Raw genomic sequence first — 20,187 nt, 5'->3', positions numbered from 1 at the left:
TACCTGGTATGCGACCCGCAACCGGAGCGATCCGGGGCGTGACCGTCGTCCCCGCTCAGGCCGGGCGGCCGGGGAAGGGAACCGTGATCGGGGTCACGCCGGCGGTGCGCCGCCAGCGGGTGGCCCGTACCGCGCAGTCGGTCAGCGCCGTCAGGGCCCGGTTGCGGTCGGTCCCGGTGGTGTGCGGCAGGGTCGCGCGCCAGTGGCCGGCCGTCCGCTCCTCGATCTCCACCGCCAGCTTGAGCGCGCTCGCCTTGTCGGTCACCGGGTACGGCAGGGCGTACCCGGCCCGGTCGGCGGGGACCTGGCCGCCGCTCTCGCTCAACTGCAGGATGAGGGCGTCCCGGCGGCTCCGGTGGGCCGCCTCGGCGGCCCGGGCAGCGCTCCGGGCGGCGTCGGCGAGGTGCACGCCGATCACCCCGTACGCCCAGATGGCCGCGTACTCGGCGGCGAGCGCGTCGGCGAGGGCCTGGGCCGGGCCGGCCGGTGCGGTCCGTGGGATCACTTCAGCGCCTCCAGGTGGGTCGCGCGGGCAGCGGCGATCGAGCCGAGCAGCGCGGCCCGCTCCGCGGGCGCGGCGGCGCACGCCTTCGCCGCGTTCTCCCGCCCCTGCTGCTCCGCCTGGCGCAGCTCGGCCAGCAGCCCGTCGGGGTCGCCGGCCGCCTCGGTCGGGGTGGCGGCGGGCGAGCCGCTCGGGGCCGGGCGGCCGATCACCTTGCGCAGCTCCTCGGCGTGCGCCCGGTGGGTGTCCGCGATCGCGCCGAGCCGGTCGGCCAACGCCGGGGCGGCCGCGATGGCGGCCCGGTACCGGCCTTCCAGGGCGGCCGACTCCGCCGCGAGGGGCTCGAGGGAGTCCGGGGGCGGCGGCTTGTCGTCGCCGCGGTCGAAAAGATCACAACCGGTCAGCGGTACGGCGCCGCCGCCGAGCGCCACCAGCGCCCCGGCGCGCAGCAGGGTGCGCCGGGAATGTCCCGGTGCTCCGTCGCGCTGTGTTGTTCTGCCCGTCGCCACCGGACAAGTCAACACCATCTCGGCGGTGTCGTGGGCCACGACCGTCGGTGCGCCGCCCGGTCCGGTGCGCCGCCCGCGCGTTACGCTCTGCGCAGCCACCGGACGCGAATGCCCCGGTGGCGTGCCGGCATGGCGGGACGAATGCCCCGCCGGACAGCAGACATGACGGGCCGGGCGGCCCGTTGGAACAGCAGAGAGGTGCGCCAGATGACGCAGCGTGGCCGTGCCACCAGGCCGACGGGGCCCGCCGGGCGACCCCGTCGGGCCGACGGCCCCCGTGCCGGGGGTCGGGGCGGCGCGCCCCGCGGCGATCTGAGCGCCCGCCGGGCCCGGCTGCGCGAGGTGATCGAGCCGGTGGTCACCGCCGCCGGGTACGACCTGGAGGACCTCTCCGTCTCCCGCGCCGGCCGGCGGCACGTCGTCCGCGTGATCGTGGATGCCGACGGCGGGATCAACCTGGACGCCGTCGCGGACGTCTCCCGGGCGGTCTCCGCCGCGCTGGACGCCGCGGAGGAGGCCGGCGGCGACCTCGTGGCCGGCGAGTATCAGCTCGAGGTCAGCTCGCCCGGGGTGGACCGGCCGCTGACCCTGCCCCGACACTGGCGGCGCAACGTCGGCCGGCTGGTCAAGGTGACCGTGCGCGGCGCGGCGGGGGTGCCCGAGCAGCGGACCGCCGGAGACCGGCAGGTCACCGGCCGGGTGGTCGAGGCCGACGACGAGCGCGTGGTGCTGGAGACCGACGCCGGGCGGGTGGCGTACCGATACGCCGAGCTCGGGCCCGGCCGGGTCCAGGTGGAGTTCAGCCGCCTCGACGAGATCGACGAGGCGGACGAGCTCGACGCGGCCGGCGAGGCTGACGAAGACGATGAAACCGACATCGACGACGAAGATGATGTGGAGGACGAGGAGAGGTGAACATCGACCTCGCGGCGCTGCGCGCACTGGAGCGCGAGCGGGAGATCCCGTTCGACACGATCCTCGCGGCGATCGAGACCGCGTTGCTGACCGCCTACCGGCACACCGACGGCGCCGAGCCGCATGCCCGGGTGGAGATCGACCGCAAGACCGGGGCCGCCTCGGTGTACGCCCAGGAGGTGGACGCCGACGGCAGCGTGGTGCGGGAGTGGGACGACACCCCGCACGACTTCGGCCGGATCGCGGCCATGACGGCGAAGCAGGTGATCCTCCAGCGGCTGCGGGAGGCCACCGACGAGGTGCACCTCGGCGAGTACGTCGGCCGCGAGGGTGACCTGGTCACCGGCGTGGTGCAGGCGCACGAGGCGCGCGCCGAGAAGGGCATCGTCACCGTCGACCTGGGCAAGCTGGAGGGCGTCCTGCCGCAGTCCGAGCAGGTCCCCGGCGAGCGATACGCGCACGGCGAGCGGATCCGCTGCGTCGTGGTGCACGTGGCCAAGGGAATGCGTGGCCCGCAGATCACGTTGTCCCGTTCGCACCCCGCGCTGGTGAAGAAGCTCTTCGCCCTCGAGGTGCCGGAGATCGCCGACGGGACCGTGGAGATCAGCGCGATCGCCCGTGAGGCAGGTCACCGTACGAAGATCGCGGTGCGCTCGACCGCGCCCGGCGTCAACGCCAAGGGTGCCTGCATCGGCCCGATGGGCCAGCGGGTCCGCGCGGTGATGAGCGAGCTGCACGGTGAGAAGATCGACATCATCGACTGGTCGGAGGACCCGGCCACCTTCGTCGGGAACGCGCTCTCTCCGGCCAAGGCGCTGCGGGTGGAGGTTGTCGACCCGCTCACCCGGACCGCGCGGGTCACCGTGCCGGACTTCCAGCTCTCCCTGGCGATCGGCCGGGAAGGGCAGAATGCCCGGCTTGCGGCCCGGTTGACCGGTTGGCGGATCGACATCCGTTCCGACGCGGAGCAGACCGCCGCCCCCGGCCGGAGCGGAGCTGATCACGTACCCGAGCCGGGCGGAGCGATCTCGAGCAGCTAGGGGTAGACTTCCTCCAGTGGCACGACGCGCGCTGCCGGAGCGCACCTGTGTGGGCTGCCGGAAGCGAGCGCCGGCCAGCGAGTTGCTGCGGATCGTCGCGGTCGGTGACGAGGCTGGTCATTGCAGCCTCCGGCCCGATCCGGCCCGCAGACTGCCGGGTCGGGGAGCAAACATGCACCCGGATCCGGCCTGCTTCGCGCAAGCGGTGCGGCGCCGCGCCTTCGGGCGGGCACTGCGCATCACCGGGGTCATCGATCACGGTGCGCTGGCGGAGCACGTTGACGCGCCATCCCCGACGACCGGTCAACCCGACCGGTCGCGGGTCGCTAGCAAGGTAGGACGACCGACATGAGCACACGATGAAGTCGCAGAAATGACCAGGCTTCAAGTGCACGAGTGAGGTCGCTGCGGGTGCTGCCCGCACGACCTCGGAGTGAGGAGTGCAGTGGCAGGAAAGGCCCGCGTACACGAGCTCGCCAAGGAGCTCGGGGTCGAAAGCAAGACCGTTCTCGCCAAGCTCAAGGAGATGGGCGAGTTCGTGAAGTCCGCGTCCAGCACCGTCGAGGCGCCCGTCGCCCGACGGCTGCGTAGCGCGTTCGTGGCGTCCGCCGGTTCGTCGGCGCCGGCCGCCCCGGCGGCCGCGCCCACCCCGGCGCCCACCCCGACCCCGTCCCCGACCCCGGGTGCTCCCCGGGTGTCGGCCAAGCCCATGCCGCCGCGGCGGCCGACCCCGACCCCTGGGCCGAAGCCCAAGGGTCCGGTTCCGGGCCCGCCGCAGCCGGTGGCCAAGCCGGCGAGCGCGCACGACATCGAGGTGGCCGCCGCCGAGGCGCGAGCCGCCGCGCTGAAGGCTGAGCAGGAGGCCGCGGTCAAGGCCGCCCAGGCCGCCCGCCAGCAGCAGCGTGAGAACGTTCGCCGGGAGCCCCCGACCGAGGGTGGTCCTCGTCCCGGCCCGCGTCCGGGTCCGGGCGCCGTGCCGCCCCGTCCGGGTTCCCCGGCCGCCGGTCGTCCCGGTGCGCCGGCCCCGGGTCCGGGCGCGCGGCCCGGCGGTCGTCCGCCGGCGCGCGGCGCCGGTAACAACCCGTTCGGCATCCAGGGCGGTCAGCAGCAGCGGCCCCCGGCCGCCGGTGCGGGCGGTCCCCGGCCGAGTCCGGCCTCGATGCCGCCGCGGCCCAGCCCGGCCTCGATGCCCCCGCGGCCCAGCCCGGCCTCCATGCCGAGCCAGCGCCCGGGTCGCCCCGGCGGCCCCGGCGCGGGTCGTCCCGGTGGCGGCGGCGCGGGTCGTCCCGGTGGTGGTGGCGGCGGCTTCCGCGGCGGTCCCGGTGGTGGCGGCGGTGGCGGTGGCTACCGCGGCGGTCCCGGCGGCGGTGGCGGTGGCGGTGGCTACCGCGGCGGTCCCGGTGGTGGCGGCGGTGGCGGTGCCGGTGGCGGCTTCCGTCCGGGCGCCCCGGCCGGTGGCGCCGGTCGTCCGGGTGGTGGCGGTCGTGGCCGTGGCGGCGGCGCCGCGGGTGCCTTCGGGCGTCCGGGTGGCCGGCCGACCCGTGGCCGCAAGTCGAAGAAGCAGCGCAGACAGGAGTTCGACAACCTGTCGGCCCCGACCATGTCCTCGGGTGCCCCCCGGGGTCAGGGTCAGGTCGTCCGGTTGTCCCGTGGCGCCTCGCTGTCGGACTTCGCCGACAAGATCAACGCCAACCCGGGTTCGCTGGTCCAGGAGATGTTCAACCTGGGCGAGATGGTGACCGCGACCCAGTCGTGCTCCGACGACACCCTGCTGCTGCTGGGTGAGCACCTCGGCTTCGACGTGCAGATCGTCAGCCCTGAGGACGAGGACCGCGAGCTGCTCGCGCAGTTCAACATCGACCTCGACGCGGTGGTGTCGGAGGACCGTCTGGTCAGCCGTGCGCCGGTGGTGACCGTCATGGGTCACGTCGACCACGGTAAGACCAAGCTGCTCGACGCGATCCGCAAGGCGAACGTGGTGGCCGGCGAGGCGGGTGGCATCACCCAGCACATCGGCGCGTACCAGGTCCACGTCCCGCACGAGGGCGAGGAACGCGCGGTGACCTTCATCGACACCCCGGGTCACGAGGCGTTCACCGCCATGCGTGCCCGTGGTGCCCAGGTGACGGACATCGTGATCCTGGTGGTCGCGGCTGACGACGGCGTGATGCCGCAGACCATCGAGGCGCTCAACCACGCCAAGGCGGCGGACGTGCCGATCGTGGTCGCGGTCAACAAGGTCGACAAGCCGGAGGCGAACCCCGACAAGGTCCGCCAGCAGCTGACCGAGTACGGCCTGGTCGCCGAGGAGTACGGCGGCGACACGATGTTCGTCAACGTGGCGGCCAAGCCCGGTATCGGCATCGAGGAGCTCCTCGAGGCCGTGCTGCTGACCGCCGACGCGTCGCTGGAGCTGACCGCTCCGATCGACGGGCCGGCGCAGGGTGTCGCCATCGAGGCGCACCTGGACAAGGGCCGTGGTGCGGTGGCGACCGTGCTGGTGCAGAAGGGCACCCTCCGGGCCGGCGACTCGATCGTCGCCGGTGGGGCGCACGGCCGGGTCCGGGCCATGCTGGACGAGAACGGCAAGCCGGTCGACGAGGCCGGCCCGGCGCGTCCGGTCATGGTGCTGGGTCTGACCACGGTGCCAGGTGCGGGTGACACCTTCCTGGCCGCCGAGGACGACCGGACCGTGCGGCAGATCGCCGAGCAGCGGCAGGCGCGACGGCGGGCGGCGGCATTCGCCAACTCCCGTGGCCGGGCCACCCTCGAGACGCTCATGGAGCAGCTCAAGGAGGGCGAGAAGACCTCGCTCAACCTGGTGCTCAAGGGCGACGGCTCCGGTTCCGTGGAGGCCCTCGAGGACGCGCTGTTCAACCTCGACATCCCGGAGGAGGTCCAGCTGCGGATCATCCACCGGGGCGTGGGTGCGATCACCGAGAGCGACGTCATGCTCGCGAGCGCCTCGTCCGAGGCGGTCACGATCATCGGCTTCAACGTGCGGGCCGCCAACAAGGTCCGCGAGATCGCCGACCGCGAGGGCGTGGAGATCCGGTACTACACGGTCATCTACCAGGCCATCGAGGAGATCGACGCTGCGCTCAAGGGGCTGCTCAAGCCGGAGTACGAGGAGGTCGAGCTGGGCACCGCGGAGATCCGCGACGTCTTCCGCTCGTCCAAGATCGGCAACATCTCCGGTTGCATCGTCCGGTCCGGCCTCATCCGCCGCAACGCCAAGGCGCGGCTGCTGCGGGACGGGGCGGTCGTGGCGGACAACCTCACGATCAGTTCCCTCAAGCGGTTCAAGGACGACGCGACGGAGGTCCGCGAGGGCTTCGAGTGTGGTCTGACGCTGGGCGGTTTCAACAACGTCCAGGTCGGCGACATCATCGAGACCTTCGAGATGCGGGAGAAGCCGCGCGCCTGAGCGGCGTGAACGAACGACGGCCGGGGCCCGGTGGGCCCCGGCCGTCGCCGTCTGCGCTGGCTGCGACAATCTCCGGCGTGTTCCGGTACGCGCTGCTCCTCGCCCCCTCCGCCAACCGCGTCTACGCCGACGCGGCCGGCCGGCTGGCCCGCGCCGAACTGGAGGTGTTCGCCGGCGCGGGGGTCCTCGACGTGGCGCCGGTCGACGCCGCGGTGGAGCGGATCGGCGGGGTGGAGTACCTGACCTTCGGCGCGCCCGCGCCCGGGCTGGGCGGGCGGGACCTGGCGTACCTGGCCAACCTGTCGGCGGCGTACGCGCTGTTCGAGCGGGTGGGTGACGACCTGCTCCGCCCGGTGCCGCTGCACCCGCTGGCCCGGTACGACTCGGACCTGATCACCATCCCGAAGTACGCCGGCAAGACCAACGAGCAGTTCACCCGGCTGCTGCTCAACGTCACCCTGCTCGCCTCCGCCTCGGCCGGCGGCATGCTGGATCGGCAGCTGGTGGTGCTCGACCCGCTGTGCGGCCGGGGCACCACCCTCAACCAGGCGCTGATGTACGGCTACGACGGGATCGGCGTCGAGCACGACGGCAAGGACGTGGACGCGTACGGGGCGTTCCTGCGTACCTGGCTGCGCCGTAAGCGGCTCAAGCACACCGCCGAGACGGTGCCGGTACGCCGGGACCGCAAGCTGATCGCCCGGCGCTTCGAGGCGGTGCTCGCGCCGTCCCGCGACGACCACCGGGCCGGGGCGACCCAGCGGGTCACCGTGCTGCACGCCGACACCACCCGCGCCCGGGAGGTGCTGCGCCCGCGCTGCGCCGACGTGATCGTGACCGACGCGCCGTACGGGGTGGCCCACGGCAGTCGCACCGAGCAGGGGCTGTCCCGCAGCCCGCTGGACCTGCTCACCGCGGCCGTACCGGTCTGGCGGGAGCTGCTGCGTCCCGGTGGGGCGCTCGGGCTCTCCTGGAACACCCAGGTGGCACCGCGGGCGGCGGCCGAGGCGGTGCTGGCCGGGGCCGGCCTGCGGGTGGTCGACGGGCCCGGCTGGCGGGACTTGGCGCACTGGGTCGACCAGGCGATCGACCGGGACGTGCTGGTGGCGGTCGTGCCGGCGGAAAACGGGTGACCGGGCCAGCGGCGCTGCCGTACCGTTGCTCGCCGTGTATACGGGAACCGCGCACTTCGACCTGTTGCTGCCGGGGGACTCCCGGTCCCTGAAGACCAAGCGGTCGTACGTCCGGCCGATCGTCGCCGCGCTCCGCCGGTTCGAGGTCTCGGTCGCCGAGGTCGGGTCGCTCGACCTGCACGGCCGGGCCGAGATCGGGGTGGCCGTGGTGGCCGCCGAGGCGTCGCATGTCCGCGAGGTGCTTGACTCGTGCGAGCGCCTGGTGGCGGCCCGTCCGGAGGCCGAGCTGCTGTCGGTCCGCCGGCGCCTCTACGGGGCGGAGGACTGACCGCCACGGACGGCGGGCGGCTACCCGGGTCAGTGCCCTGCCGCAGGCGTTGCCCGGGGCCCTTCCTTGCACCGGCGGCCCCGCGCGAGGTCCGCGATCGCGCGGGTAGTGTTCGAGTTGTTGGGCGGTCGGACCCGGCGGCGCCCGCGCCGTCGTCTCCGGCCGGGAGCGGGAAGCCCTGGAGGTGGGGGACATGACGGATCCGGCCAAGGTACGCCGGCACGCGGAGCGCATCCGTGAACTGGTCGCGTCGGTGGTGCGGAGCCAGATCAAGGACCCCCGGCTCGGAATGATCACCATCACCGACGCCCGGATCACCGCCGACCTGCGCGACGCCACCGTCTTCTACACGGTGCTCGGCGACGCGGCGGCGCAGGCCAGCACCGCCGCCGCGCTGGAGAGCGCCAAGGGCATGCTGCGCAGCACGGTCGGCAAGGCCCTCGGGCTGCGCCACTCGCCGACCCTGACCTTCGTCCTCGACGACGTGCAGGACCAGGTCAAGCACATCGACGACCTGCTCGCGGCGGCCCGCACCGCCGACGCCGAGGTGCAGCGCCTGGCGGCCGGCGCCCAGTACGCGGGCGAGGCGCAGCCGTACCGGCTGGAGGAGGACTCGGACGTCGAGGACGAGGAGACCGAGAACGACGAGCCGCGCGGCGGCGACCGCCCGTGACCTCTCCCGCCGAGGGCGGTACGCCGGCCGGTGCCGGCCCGACCGACACCGACTGGGCGGCCGCCCTCGCGGCGGTACGCGGGCTTCCCGCCGACGCGCGGGTGCTGCTGATCTGTCACGTCAACCCGGACGGCGACGCGCTGGGCAGCATGCTCGGCTTCGGGCTGGGCCTGCGCCGGTGGGGCGTACGGCACCTCCAGGCGACCTTCCCCGGTCCGCCGGAGGTGCCGGAGCCGTTCCGCTGGCTGCCGGGGCTCGACCTGCTGGTGCCGCAGGACGACGCGTACCCGGACCCGGACCTGGTGATCTGCTTCGACGTGGCGAGCGAGTCCCGGCTGGGTGACCTGGTCGACCGGCTGGACAAGGCGGGGGCGGCGCTGGTGCTGGACCACCACGCGTCGAACACGCGGTTCGGCGGCATCCACCTGGTGGACCCGCACGCGGCGGCCACCTCGGTGGTCGCCGAGGGACTGCTGGACCGGCTCGGGGTGCCGCTGGACGCCGAGATCGCCACCTGCCTCTACGTGGCGCTGAGCACGGACACCGGCTCGTTCCGCTTCGAGGCCACCACGCCGGACGTGCACCGGATGGCGGCCCGGCTGCTGGCCACCGGCATCCGTCCCGGGGACATTTCCCGGCGGATCTTCGACACCCGCCCGTTCGGCGCCGTCCGGCTCTTCGGCGAGGTGCTGGGCCGGGCCCGGCTGGAACCGGCGGCCGCCGCCGGGCGCGGGCTGGTCTGGACCTACGCCACCCAGGACGACCTGGCCCGGTACGGCCAGCCGGCGTACGTGCTGGAGGCGCTGATCGATTCGGTCCGGTGCACCGCGGAGGCGGACGTGAGCTGCGTGGTCAAGCAGGTGGCCGCCGCCGAGTGGGCCGTCTCGCTGCGCAGCAAGGGCGCGGTGGACGTGAGCCGGGTGGCGGTGGCGCTGGGCGGCGGCGGGCACCGGTTCGCCGCCGGTTTCACCGGGCGGGGCATGGTCGACGAGGTGGTGGACCGGATCCGCGCCGAGCTGGACGGGGCGCTGCTGACGGCCTGATATCAGGGGTGACTCCGGGGCGTGGTGGTCTTCCGGCGTTCCGTGACGGTGGGGACAATCGGGTGATGGATCACCCTCGAGAGCTCACCGCCGAGGCGCCCCGAGCCTGGGACCGTCCCGTCGTCTCCGTGCCGGTGCTGATCTGCCTCTCCCTGGTCGGCGGGCAGTTGCCGTCCTTCTCCGCCCAGGCCAACCTCTACACCCTGGGCACCGGCGGCGCGCTGATCTGGATCGGCCTGAGCAACCGGGTGCCGCGCCGACCCGCGCCACACCGGCTGCCACCGGCGGCGGCCTGGTGGTTGGTGCCGGTCACCGTCTTCGGGGTGTTCGAGGGAACCACCTTCGTGCTGTCGATGGGGGACGACTTTCCCACCTTCTCCCTGCTGGCCGACCCGTTCCTGGAGGACCACTTGGTCCGCTCGGCGGCCTGGTTCGCCTGGCTCGCCGCGTTCTGGGGGCTGGTACGCCGATGATGCGCGCCCTGGCGATCGGCGGTTTCCTGACCGCGCTGGTGCTGTTCGCGGCCGTCGAGTGGGCCGCCCGGCGGGAGGGCTCACGGATCCCGTCGCTGGCCGACGTCTGCGCGTTCGTGATGCGCTACGAGGTCGGGCCGGTGCCGGTGGGGCGGATCGGGTTCCTCGGCTTCTGGTGGTGGCTCGGCTGGCACTTCCTGGCCCGCTGATCGGCCCGGTCCACCCCATCGTGTCCGTATCCCGGGAACAGTGGGCAGCAGCTGGAAAGTGAACGTTAATTTAGGGAAGGGCCGGCGCTTCGGCGCTGGTCGCGGGCGGTGGGGCCACATCCGGTGCCGCCTCCCTCCAGGGTCAGACCGACCCGGGCTCACGCTGCCAGGCGAGCCGCTCCGGTGATCCCGGACCGCTGGCCCGGCGTTCAGCAGGACCGACGGCTCCAGGTCCCGGCGCGGCGTCAGACGCGTCCACCGGCCGTCGGTGGTCCGCACCCTGGAAGGAACTCCCATGGCCACCAAGCGCAAGCCGAAGACCGAGACCGCCAACGACGAGGCGCGCGAGCAGCTGCGCCGCGCGCTGCAGACGTCGATGGACACCCGTCAGTGACGGCGGGCCGTCCGGCGGTGGCGCGGTAGCCGCCGCGCCACCGCCGTCGTTCCGGTCGCCCGGTTCCGCGTACGCCCGGGCGGGGGCTACCGTCGCCCGGTGCGCCGCATCCTGATCGTCGGCAGTTCGGGCGCGGGCAAGAGCACGCTCGCCCGTGCGGTCGCCCGCCGGCTCGGCCTCCCGCTGATCCACCTCGACCGCCACTACTGGCGGCCCGGCTGGGTCGCCGCCACCGACGCCGACTTCCGGGCGGAGGTCGCCGCGCTGGCCGCCCGCCCCGCCTGGGTGATGGACGGCAACTATCGCAGCACGTTCGATCTTCGCCTGCCGCATGCCGACCTGCTGGTGCTCTGCGACCCGCCCTGGCTGCTCTGCCTCGTCCGGGTGCTGCGTCGCCGCTGGGCCTACCGGGCCAAGCCCCGGCCCGACCTGCCGGACGGCTGTCCCGAGCAGGTCGACCTCCAGTTCCTCCGGTACGTGTGGCAGTACCCCCGCCGATCCCGACCCCTGGTCTACGCGGCCGTCGCCGCCCATGCCCCCGAGGTGCCGGTGATCCGCCTCCGCACCCGCGCCGACACCCGCCGCTGGCTCGCCACCCTCCCCACCCCGTTGCGGTGATCATGAGGTTGGCGGCGATTGCGGAGATCGACAGCGCCGCCAACCTCATGATCAACGTGCGGCCGGGCGGCGGGTTGGTAAGTGATGGGGTTGGTTGCGTTCCTTACTGGGGGCGTGCCAGGATCGGCGGCGATGAGTCAGACCGCCGCCCCCGCCACCGGGTCGCCCGCCGCCTCGCCCCGCCGGATCGCCGCGCTCGCCCTGCCGGCACTCGTGGTGCTGGCCGCCGAGCCGCTCTACGTCCTGGTCGACACCGCGGTGGTCGGACACCTGGGCCGCGTCCCGCTCGCCGCGCTCGCCGTCGGCGGCACGGTGCTGACGCTGACCGCCTGGCTCGGCACCGTTGTCGCGTACGGGACCACCGGGCGGTCGGCCCGGCGGTTCGGCGCGGGGGACCGGGCGGCGGCGGTGGCCGAGGGCGTGCAGGCGTCCTGGCTCGCCCTGAGCGTCGGCGTGCTGGTGGCACTCGCCATGCAGGTCGGCGGCGAGTGGCTGGCGCGTACCCTGGTCGGCGGCCCGGGCGAGGTGGCCGACGCCGCCGCCGGCTGGCTGCGGGTCGCCGCGCTCGGCGCGCCCGGCCTGCTGGTGGCCGCAGCAGGCAACGGCTGGCTGCGCGGCATCCAGGACACCCGGCGCCCGCTGCTCTTCGTGCTCGCCCCCAACCTGCTCTCCGCGCTGCTCTGCCCGCTGCTCGTCTATCCGGTCGGGCTCGGGCTGGTCGGCTCGGCGGTGGCGAACGCCATCGCGCAGACCCTCTCCGGCGGCCTGTTCGCGGCCGCGCTGGTCCGCGAGCGGATCTCCCTGCGCCCCCGACTCCGGTTGATCCGCCAGCAGCTCGTGCTCAGCCGGGACCTGCTGATCCGGGGCGTCGCGTTCCAGGCGAGCTTCCTGTCCGCCACCGCCGTCGCGGCCCGGTTCGGCGCCGCCGCGGTCGGCGCCCACCAGATCGCCGTACAGCTGTGGTTCTTCACCGCCCTGGTGCTCGACGCCCTGGCGATCGCCGCGCAGGCTTTGATCGGCGCGGCGCTCGGCGCCGGCGACGCGGCCGGCGCTCGCGCCCTCGCCCGCCGGATCGCCCTGCTCGGCGGTGCCTGCGGCGTGGCGTTCGCGGTGCTGATCGCCGCCGGCGCCGGCCTGGTGCCGTCGTGGTTCAGCTCCGACCCGCAGGTACGCGAGCAGGCGATGCTCGCCTGGCCATGGTTCGTCGCGCTGCAGCCGATCGGCGGGGTCGTCTTCGCCCTCGACGGCGTGCTGATCGGCGCGGGCGACGTCCGCTACCTGCGCAACCTCACCATCGTGGCGGCGCTGGGCGGCTTCCTGCCGGCGATCTGGCTGGCCTACGGGCTCGACCTCGGGCTGGGCGGGATCTGGGCCGGGCTGATGCTGTTCGTGGTGCTCCGGCTGGTCGCGCTGCTGCTACGGCTGCGCTCCGGCGGTTGGGCGGTGGTCGGCGCGGTCCGGTGAGACCAGGGCCTTCCGCACCAGGGTCAGCGCAGCGGGGACGCCGAGGACAGCGGGGACGCCGAGGGCCGCGTGCCGGCGCGGATCCGCTCGACCGTGAGGTGCCCGAGGACCGCCGTGCCGCCAACGAGCGCCAGCAGTAGCAGGATGACGAAGCCGACCAGGAGCTTCCCGCGGTGCCGGGCCCAGACCAGCCGGGCGCGCTCCCCGCGGGTGAGCGGCTCGGCCGCGTCCTGTCCACTCATCCAACTGGGTAGCCGGACGGAGCCGTCGCGGGTCGCGACGGCGGGGCGGTCGACGTCGGCGGGCTGGGCGGTCGGTTCCTCGGTGGTCATCAGGCGTCCCAGGGGGTGCGGCGAGGGCGAAAGGCGCCGCCGGGCGGCGGGGGTCTTCCCAGCCGGGCCGCCCACTGCGCCGCCCGGTTTCCGGCCGCTCAGGACCGGTCGTGGGCGATCTTGTAGAACAGGTACAGCGTGCCGACCACCAGGCACGTCGCCACCACCGCGACGACGACGAACGACACGATCGCGGAGACCACCGGGTGTCGCTCGCTGAACCGGCTCCGGTCCCGCCACGCCCACAGCCGGTGCCGGGCCGCCCGCAGCGCCGGCACGCCGTCGACGAATCCGGAGACCCGGCGGCCGAGGGTGCGCCGCGGCGGCTCCGGGTTGCGCATCCAGTCGGGCAGGTCGACCCGGGGGCGGTGCTGGTGCGACGGCGGCGGGTTGGTCACGAGGACTCCTGAGGGTGCGAGGGGGCGCGCGAAGTCTGCCGCACCGGAGTCGACCGCGCGACCCCGTTCCTGCCCCGGTCGCATGATCTTGGCGCTGCGGCCAAGCAGGGCGGTATCCCCCGCGCGTGCGATCACCGTGGTCTGGCAGGCTTGGCCGTCGTGAGCACAGACGGTCTGATCGTGGTCGACAAGCCGGGCGGGATGACGTCCCACGACGTGGTGGCGCGGATCCGGCGGCTGGCGCGGACCCGGCGGGTGGGGCACGGTGGCACGCTCGACCCGATGGCGACCGGGGTGCTGGTGATCGGGGTGGGGCGGGCCACCCGGCTGCTCACCTACGTGATCGGCGCCGCCAAGAGCTACACCGCGACGATCCGGCTCGGCCAGGCGACCATCACCGACGACGCCGAGGGTGAGGTGGTGGCGACCACCCCGGCCGGCGCCGTCGCCGACGACGCGATCCGGGCCGCACTCGCCGCCCAGACCGGCGAGATCGACCAGGTGCCCAGCGCGGTCAGCGCCATCAAGATCAACGGCCAGCGGGCGTACAAGCGGGTCCGCGAGGGGGAGATCGTGGAGTTGCCCGCCCGGCGGGTCACCATCTCCCGGCTGGACGTCCTGGCGGTCCGCCGGGACGTCCCGGACGTGGTGGACGTGGACGTCGACGTGACCTGCTCGTCCGGGACGTACATCCGGGCCATCGCCCGGGACGCGGGCGCCGCGCTCGGGGTCGGCGGTCACCTGACCGCGCTGCGCCGGACCGCGGTCGGCGGCTTCACCCTGGCCGAGGCGGCGACCCTCGACGCGCTGGAGCAGCGCGCGCCCGACGTGGTCAACCTGCCGCTGGACGCGGCCGCCGAGCGGTTCTTCCCGCGCCGGGACGCCACCCCGGACGAGGCGCGCACACTCGCCCACGGCGGCCCGCTCGGCGCGGCCGGCATCGCCGGACCGTACGCGGTCTTCGGCCCCGACGGCGGGCTGATCGCTATCGTCAGCGAGCGGGCCGGGCGGGCCCGCGCGGAGATCGTGCTGGCCCCGGCGTGACGGCGCCCCACCGGCCCCCGGGCCGGCGAGCCTCGGCCGGTGCGGGACCAGGGGAGGAGCGGAGGAACGGTATGCAGCGGTGGCGGGGGTACGAGGCGGTGCCCGGGGGCTGGGGGCGCTCGGTGGTCACCATCGGCGTCTTCGACGGCGTGCACAAGGGACACCAGGCCATCATCGGCCACGCCGTGGCCCGCGCCCGCGAACTGGGCGTCCGGTCGGTGGTGCTGACCTTCGACCCGCATCCGGCGGAGGTGGTCCGTCCCGGGTCGCACCCGGCGGTGCTCACCGAGCCGGCCCGCAAGGCGGAGCTGATCGAGTCGCTCGGGGCCGACGTGCTCTGCGTGGTGCCGTTCACCCCCGAGTTCTCCCGGCTGCCGGCCGAGGAGTTCGTGCACGACATCCTGGTCGAGCACCTGCACGCCGCGCTGGTGATGGTCGGCGGCAACTTCCGCTTCGGGCACCGGGCGGCCGGCGACGTGGCCCTGCTGGAACGGCTGGGCCGCACCTTCGGCTTCGGGGTGGAGAGCGGCCCGCTGGTCGCCGAGGCGGGGACGGTCTTCTCCTCCACGTACATCCGCTCCTGCGTCGACGCGGGCGACGTGGCTGCGGCGGCCGCCGCGCTCGGCCGCCCGCACCGGGTCGAGGGCGTGGTGGTCCGCGGCGACCAGCGCGGGCGTGAGCTGGGCTTTCCCACCGCCAACCTGCTGACCCACCGGTACGCGGCGATCCCCGCCGACGGGGTGTACGCCGCCCGGCTGGTGCGCCGCGGCGGGGAGCCCCTGGCCGCGGCGGTCTCGATCGGCACCAACCCGACCTTCTCGGGGCGGGAACGCCGGGTGGAGGCGTACGCGCTGGACTTCACCGGCGACCTGTACGGCGAGCGGCTGGCCCTGGACTTCGTGGCGCACCTGCGCGAACAACGGACGTACGACGCGATCGAGCCGTTGATCGCCCAGATCGGCGAGGACGTCGAGCGGACCCGCCGCGCCCTCGGCTGACCCGGCCGAAACCGGCACCTGGCCCTTCACCGGGTGGTTCCCGACCGGGCTGGTAGTCTGGCAGGGACGTCGGCTGACCGACGCGGGGCCTCGCCTGCCTGCACGACGCCGCGGGTGCGAGGAACCGGTCCGTCCCCCCCGGTCGCTGCGACCGCTCCGACGGACCTCATCGAACGACCCACGAAACAGGGAGAACATGGCGCTCGACCAGGAAGCCAAGGCCAAGATCCGTGCGGAGTACGCGACCGCCGAGGGCGACACCGGTTCGCCGGAGGTCCAGGTCGCGGTCCTCACCAAGCGGATCGCCGAGCTCACCGAGCACCTGAAGGTGCACAAGCACGACCACCACAGCCGCCGTGGGCTGCTGCTGCTGGTCGGCCGTCGCCGTCGGCTGCTCAACTACGTCCAGAAGAAGGACATCAACCGCTACCGGTCGCTCATCGAGCGGCTCGGCCTGCGCCGGTGACGTGACGGGGGAGTGGCCTGCGGCCGCTCCCCCGTTCCGGTACCACAGAAAGAACCGGGTCACGCGACCACCCGAGAGGGAGCCGGTCAGCGTACCGGTCTCCGGTAGTGGCCCCCGGGCACCCCGGCATCGTGCCGGCCACCCGGGCGCTTCGATCGAAGACCGGCCGTCTGAGTAGCTCCCGTGTCGTGGACCCCCGACGCGAAGGAGCACGACAGCACCATGACCGAGACCAACCTCGGCACCGAATCCCGCACCGCCGTGATCGACAACGGGTCCTTCGGCACCCGTGAGATCACCTTCTCCACCGGCCGGCTGGCCCGCCAGGCCGCCGGCTCCGTCATCGCCCAGCTCGGCGAGACGGTCGTCCTCTCCGCCACCACCGCCGGCAAGCAGCCGCGGGAGCAGTTCGACTTCTTCCCGCTGACCGTCGACGTCGAGGAGCGGATGTACGCCGCGGGCCGGATCCCCGGCTCGTTCTTCCGCCGCGAGGGCCGGCCCAGCGAGGACGCTATCCTCACCTGCCGGCTGATCGACCGGCCGCTGCGCCCGTCCTTCGTCAAGGGCCTGCGCAACGAGGTCCAGGTGGTCGAGACCGTCCTCGCGCTCGACCCGCAGCACCCGTACGACGTCGTGGCGATCAACGCCGCCTCGATGTCGACCAAGCTCTCCGGCCTGCCGTTCTCCGGCCCGATCGGGGCCACCCGGATGGCGCACATCGACGGCCAGTGGGTCGCCTTCCCGACCCACGAGGAGCTGGCCCGGGCCACCTTCGACATGGTGGTGGCCGGCCGTGCCCTGGCCGACGGCGACGTCGCGATCATGATGGTCGAGGCCGAGGCCACCGAGCACACCGTGGCGCTGGTCGCCGGCGGTGCCCCCGCCCCGACCGAGGAGGTCGTCGCCAGCGGCCTGGAGGCCGCCAAGCCGGCCATCCGCGAGCTGTGCCGGGCGCAGAGCGAGCTGGCCGAGGTGGCCGCCAAGCCGGTCGCCGAGTTCCCGGTCTTCCTCGACTACCAGGACGACGCGTACGAGGCGGTGGCCGACCTGGCCCGCGCCGACGTCGCCGAGGCCCTGAAGATCGCCGGCAAACACGACCGCGAGGAGGCCCTGGACCGGATCAAGGCCCGGGTCGCCGAGGGGCTGGGGCCGCGCTTCGAGGGCCGCGAGAAGGAGCTCTCCGCCGCCTTCCGCTCGCTGACCAAGTCCGAGGTCCGCAGCCGGGTGCTGCGCGAGCAGGTCCGCATCGACGGCCGCGGCCCGCGCGACATCCGCCCGCTGACCGCCGAGGTCGGCGTGCTGCCCCGGGTGCACGGCTCGGCGCTCTTCGAGCGCGGCGAGACCCAGATCCTGGGCGTCACCACGCTGAACATGCTGCGTATGGAGCAGGCGCTGGACACCCTCTCCCCGGAGAAGTCCAAGCGCTACATGCACAACTACAACTTCCCGCCGTACTCCACCGGTGAGACCGGCCGGGTCGGCTCGCCGAAGCGGCGCGAGATCGGCCACGGCGCGCTGGCCGAGCGGGCGCTGATCCCGGTGCTGCCGTCGCGCGAGGAGTTCCCGTACGCCATCCGGCAGGTCTCCGAGGCGCTCGGCTCCAACGGCTCCACCTCGATGGGTTCGGTCTGCGCCTCGACGCTGGGCCTGCTCTCGGCCGGTGTGCCGCTGAAGGCGCCGGTCGCCGGCATCGCCATGGGCCTCATCTCCGACGAGGTCGAGGGCAAGACCCAGTACGTGACGCTGACCGACATCCTCGGCGCCGAGGACGCGTTCGGCGACATGGACTTCAAGGTCGCCGGCACCCGGGACTTCGTCACCGCGCTCCAGCTCGACACCAAGCTCAACGGCATCCCGTCGGACGTGCTGGCCGCCGCGCTCCAGCAGGCGCACGAGGCCCGGCAGACCATCCTCGACGTGATGCAGTCCGCGATCGAGGCCCCGGCCGCGATGAGCGACTACGCGCCGCGGGTCACCACCGTCAAGATCCCGGTCGACAAGATCGGCATGGTGATCGGCCCGAAGGGCCAGACCATCAACGCCATCCAGGACGAGACCGGCGCCGAGATCTCCATCGAGGACGACGGCACGATCTACGTCGGCGCGACCAACGGTCCGTCGGCCCAGGCCGCGGTCGAGCGGATCAACGCGATCGCCAACCCGACCCTGCCGAAGGTCGGCGACCGGTTCCTCGGCACCGTGGTGAAGACCGCCCCGTTCGGCGCCTTCATCTCGCTCCTGCCCGGCCGCGACGGCCTGCTGCACATCTCCAAGGTGGGCGACGGCAAGCGGGTCGAGAAGGTCGAGGACTACCTCAACGTCGGCGACAAGGTCGAGGTGGAGATCGCCGACATCGACCAGCGCGGCAAGATCTACCTGGACAAGGTCCGCCCGGAGGGCGCCGAGGCGCCGGCCGCCGAGGAGGCCGGTGGCGAGCGTCCGGGCGGCCGGGACCGGGGCGACCGGGGTCCGCGCGACCGCGGCGACCGGGACCGCGAGCGCGGCAGCCGGGGCCCGGAGCGTGGCGAGGGCGGCGGCGAAGGCGGCGGCGAGCGCCCGCGTCGCCGGACCCGGCACAGCTGATCCTCGATCAGCCGGGTGACGCCGACGGCGTCACCCGGCCGATCCTGCGACGGCTCCAACTCGGCGCGTCTGGCGCAGTGCTGCGACCGGGAGCCGTCGTTCGGCAACTCCAGCTCGGTGCGTCTGACCGCACCGCGACCTGGACGTCGCCATCCACCCCTCGTCGAACTGGAAGCAGGTTTTTCGTGAGTCGGACCCCTCGTTCGTCTTTTCCTGCGGATCGACGGGGGGTGGCGCCGTCGGGCGCCGTCCGGCAGGTGACCGGGGCCACCCGGTCCGCCGGCGGGTCGGCCCGGGCGGTCACCCGCACGCTCAGCGACGACCCGCTGGGCGGCACCGTACGCCGCACCGTGCTGCCCAGCGGGTTGCGCGTGCTCACCGAGGCGATCCCGGCGATGCGCAGCGTCTCGTTCGGCATCTGGGTCGCCGTCGGCTCCCGGGACGAGACCGGGCCGCAGGGCGGCGCCGCGCACTTCCTGGAGCACCTGCTCTTCAAGGGCACCCGCAAGCGCAGCGCGCTGGAGATCTCCTCGCAGATCGAGGCGGTCGGCGGCGAGACGAACGCCTTCACCACCAAGGAATACACCTGCTACTACGCCCGGGTGCTGGACGAGGACCTGCCCCTGGCCATCGACGTCATGTGCGACCTGGTCGCCGACTCGGTGCTCAACGACGCCGACGTGGAGACCGAGCGCGGTGTCATCCTCGAAGAGATCGCCATGCACGACGACGAGCCCGGCGACGAGGTGCACGACCTGTTCGCCCGCGCCGTCTACGGCGACCACCCCCTCGGCCGGCTGATCTCCGGCACCGAGGAGACGGTGACCCCGATGACCCGCCGGCAGATCCAGACCTTCTACCGCCGCCGGTACACCGCGCCGCAGATCGTCATCGCCGCCGCCGGCAACCTCGACCACGCCGCCGTGGTCAAGCTGGTCCGCCAGGCCCTGCGTGGCACCCCGCTGGACACCGACCCGGCGGTGCCGGCGCCGCACCGCCCGGCCGCCCCGGCGGTACGCACGAAGCCGGCCGCCACGGTGGTCGAGCCGAAGGAGACCGAGCAGGCGCACGTGATCCTCGGCTGCCCGGGCATCGACCGCACCGACGAGCGGCGCTTCGCCCTCGGGGTGCTCAACAACGTCCTCGGCGGCGGCATGTCCAGCCGGTTGTTCCAGGAGATCCGCGAGCAGCGCGGGCTGGCCTATTCGGTCTACTCGTACGCCAGCCAGTACGCCGACAGCGGCCTGTTCGCCGTATACGCCGGCTGCGCTCCGGGCAAGGTGGACGAGGTGCTGGAGCTGACCCGCGCCGAGCTGGCCAAGGTGGCCGCCGCGGGGATCACCGAGGCCGAGCTGGCCCGGGGCAAGGGGATGAGCAAGGGTTCCTTCGTCCTCGGCCTGGAGGACACCGGCTCCCGGATGAGCCGGCTGGCCAAGGGCGAGCTGCTCTACGGCGACCTGATGCCGGTGGACGAGCTGCTCGCCCGGGTCGACGCGGTGACCCTGGACGACGTGAACGCCCTGGCCGCCGACCTGCTCGGCCGCCCGTTGTCCCTGGCGGTGGTGGGCCCGTTCGACGAGTCCGCCTTCGCCGCCTGACCCTTCCGCCGCGCCCGCCGACGAGGGATGCCGCAGGTCG

The 20,187-nt window shown here is 73.7% G+C and carries 21 protein-coding genes; 17 read left to right on the top strand and 4 right to left on the bottom strand.

The features are described from left to right. Positions 1-55 precede the first annotated feature (55 nt). Both ACGF4F_RS21920 and ACGF4F_RS21915 read right to left on the bottom strand, forming a co-directional pair. Positions 56-505, bottom strand: a complete 450-nt coding sequence (locus ACGF4F_RS21920; protein WP_387274488.1) for a ferritin-like domain-containing protein — start codon at positions 503-505, stop codon at positions 56-58. Then, positions 502-954 carry a hypothetical protein gene (locus ACGF4F_RS21915; RefSeq protein ID WP_393079842.1) on the bottom strand — a complete coding sequence of 151 codons (453 nt, stop codon included), beginning with the start codon at positions 952-954 and terminating at the stop codon, positions 502-504. Before ACGF4F_RS21915 ends, ACGF4F_RS21920 begins: the two co-directional genes overlap by 4 nt. 264 nt (positions 955-1,218) lie before the next feature. Here ACGF4F_RS21915 and rimP point away from each other — a divergent pair, with 264 nt between their 5' ends. The 12 genes from rimP to ACGF4F_RS21855 all read left to right on the top strand — a co-directional run bounded on the left by rimP (position 1,219) and on the right by ACGF4F_RS21855 (position 12,728). Beyond that, the gene (gene rimP, locus ACGF4F_RS21910) at positions 1,219-1,926 is read left to right on the top strand and encodes a ribosome maturation factor RimP (RefSeq protein WP_393079700.1); all 708 of its coding nucleotides are present in this window, start codon (positions 1,219-1,221) and stop codon (positions 1,924-1,926) included. Then, a complete protein-coding gene (gene nusA, locus ACGF4F_RS21905; protein ID WP_073832581.1) occupies positions 1,923-2,966 on the top strand; it encodes a transcription termination factor NusA in 1,044 nt (347 codons plus the stop codon). Before rimP ends, nusA begins: the two co-directional genes overlap by 4 nt. A gap of 16 nt (positions 2,967-2,982) precedes the next feature. Continuing rightward, complete coding sequence (locus ACGF4F_RS21900; RefSeq protein ID WP_357433571.1) at positions 2,983-3,318, top strand: YlxR family protein; 336 nt, start codon at positions 2,983-2,985, stop codon at positions 3,316-3,318. A 93-nt stretch (positions 3,319-3,411) separates the two neighbouring features. Continuing rightward, positions 3,412-6,393: a translation initiation factor IF-2 gene (gene infB, locus ACGF4F_RS21895; protein ID WP_393079695.1), complete on the top strand. Its 2,982-nt coding sequence runs from the start codon at positions 3,412-3,414 to the stop codon at positions 6,391-6,393. A 77-nt stretch (positions 6,394-6,470) separates the two neighbouring features. Then, entirely contained in the window at positions 6,471-7,526 is a 1,056-nt protein-coding gene (locus tag ACGF4F_RS21890; RefSeq protein WP_393079692.1) for a TRM11 family SAM-dependent methyltransferase, read from the top strand. Between the two features lie 34 nt (positions 7,527-7,560). After that, positions 7,561-7,854 (top strand): DUF503 domain-containing protein, encoded by a 294-nt coding sequence (locus ACGF4F_RS21885; protein WP_357433565.1) that lies wholly within the window; start codon positions 7,561-7,563, stop codon positions 7,852-7,854. A gap of 193 nt (positions 7,855-8,047) precedes the next feature. After that, positions 8,048-8,527 carry a 30S ribosome-binding factor RbfA gene (rbfA, locus tag ACGF4F_RS21880; protein WP_357433563.1) on the top strand — a complete coding sequence of 160 codons (480 nt, stop codon included), beginning with the start codon at positions 8,048-8,050 and terminating at the stop codon, positions 8,525-8,527. Then, positions 8,524-9,570, top strand: a complete 1,047-nt coding sequence (locus ACGF4F_RS21875) for a bifunctional oligoribonuclease/PAP phosphatase NrnA (RefSeq protein ID WP_393079688.1) — start codon at positions 8,524-8,526, stop codon at positions 9,568-9,570. Before rbfA ends, ACGF4F_RS21875 begins: the two co-directional genes overlap by 4 nt. 65 nt (positions 9,571-9,635) lie before the next feature. Further along, positions 9,636-10,043, top strand: a complete 408-nt coding sequence (locus tag ACGF4F_RS21870) for a hypothetical protein (RefSeq protein ID WP_073832587.1) — start codon at positions 9,636-9,638, stop codon at positions 10,041-10,043. Next, a complete protein-coding gene (locus ACGF4F_RS21865; protein ID WP_187413392.1) occupies positions 10,043-10,252 on the top strand; it encodes a DUF6186 family protein in 210 nt (69 codons plus the stop codon). Before ACGF4F_RS21870 ends, ACGF4F_RS21865 begins: the two co-directional genes overlap by 1 nt. Positions 10,253-10,745: 493 nt before the next feature. Beyond that, complete coding sequence (locus ACGF4F_RS21860) at positions 10,746-11,264, top strand: AAA family ATPase (RefSeq protein WP_393079684.1); 519 nt, start codon at positions 10,746-10,748, stop codon at positions 11,262-11,264. A 132-nt stretch (positions 11,265-11,396) separates the two neighbouring features. Next, entirely contained in the window at positions 11,397-12,728 is a 1,332-nt protein-coding gene (locus ACGF4F_RS21855; protein ID WP_393079681.1) for an MATE family efflux transporter, read from the top strand. Between the two features lie 23 nt (positions 12,729-12,751). Here the strand turns inward: ACGF4F_RS21855 and ACGF4F_RS21850 are convergent, their stop codons facing one another. Further along, on the bottom strand, positions 12,752-13,060 hold the full coding sequence (locus ACGF4F_RS21850; RefSeq protein ID WP_393079679.1) for a hypothetical protein: 309 nt from the start codon (positions 13,058-13,060) through the stop codon (positions 12,752-12,754). A 98-nt stretch (positions 13,061-13,158) separates the two neighbouring features. Next, complete coding sequence (locus ACGF4F_RS21845; protein WP_387274511.1) at positions 13,159-13,458, bottom strand: hypothetical protein; 300 nt, start codon at positions 13,456-13,458, stop codon at positions 13,159-13,161. 159 nt (positions 13,459-13,617) lie between these two features. Between ACGF4F_RS21845 and truB the strand changes: the two genes are divergently transcribed. From truB to ACGF4F_RS21820, 5 genes are all read left to right on the top strand, one after another. Continuing rightward, on the top strand, positions 13,618-14,502 hold the full coding sequence (truB, locus tag ACGF4F_RS21840) for a tRNA pseudouridine(55) synthase TruB (RefSeq protein ID WP_393079675.1): 885 nt from the start codon (positions 13,618-13,620) through the stop codon (positions 14,500-14,502). 71 nt (positions 14,503-14,573) lie between these two features. Next, positions 14,574-15,500, top strand: a complete 927-nt coding sequence (locus ACGF4F_RS21835) for a bifunctional riboflavin kinase/FAD synthetase (protein WP_073832593.1) — start codon at positions 14,574-14,576, stop codon at positions 15,498-15,500. Positions 15,501-15,696: 196 nt separating this feature from the next. Further along, entirely contained in the window at positions 15,697-15,966 is a 270-nt protein-coding gene (gene rpsO / locus ACGF4F_RS21830; RefSeq protein ID WP_043962418.1) for a 30S ribosomal protein S15, read from the top strand. A 222-nt stretch (positions 15,967-16,188) separates the two neighbouring features. After that, a complete protein-coding gene (locus ACGF4F_RS21825; protein WP_393079672.1) occupies positions 16,189-18,549 on the top strand; it encodes a polyribonucleotide nucleotidyltransferase in 2,361 nt (786 codons plus the stop codon). A 230-nt stretch (positions 18,550-18,779) separates the two neighbouring features. After that, positions 18,780-20,147 carry a M16 family metallopeptidase gene (locus tag ACGF4F_RS21820; protein ID WP_393079669.1) on the top strand — a complete coding sequence of 456 codons (1,368 nt, stop codon included), beginning with the start codon at positions 18,780-18,782 and terminating at the stop codon, positions 20,145-20,147. The last annotated feature ends 40 nt before the right edge of the window (positions 20,148-20,187 follow it).

It is taken from the genome of Micromonospora sp. NPDC047740 (genome assembly GCF_043204735.1).
In the GTDB taxonomy this organism is placed as follows: domain Bacteria; phylum Actinomycetota; class Actinomycetes; order Mycobacteriales; family Micromonosporaceae; genus Micromonospora.
The sequence above is the reverse complement of the archived record's forward strand: the minus strand, read 5'-3'. Positions and strand labels throughout refer to the sequence as shown.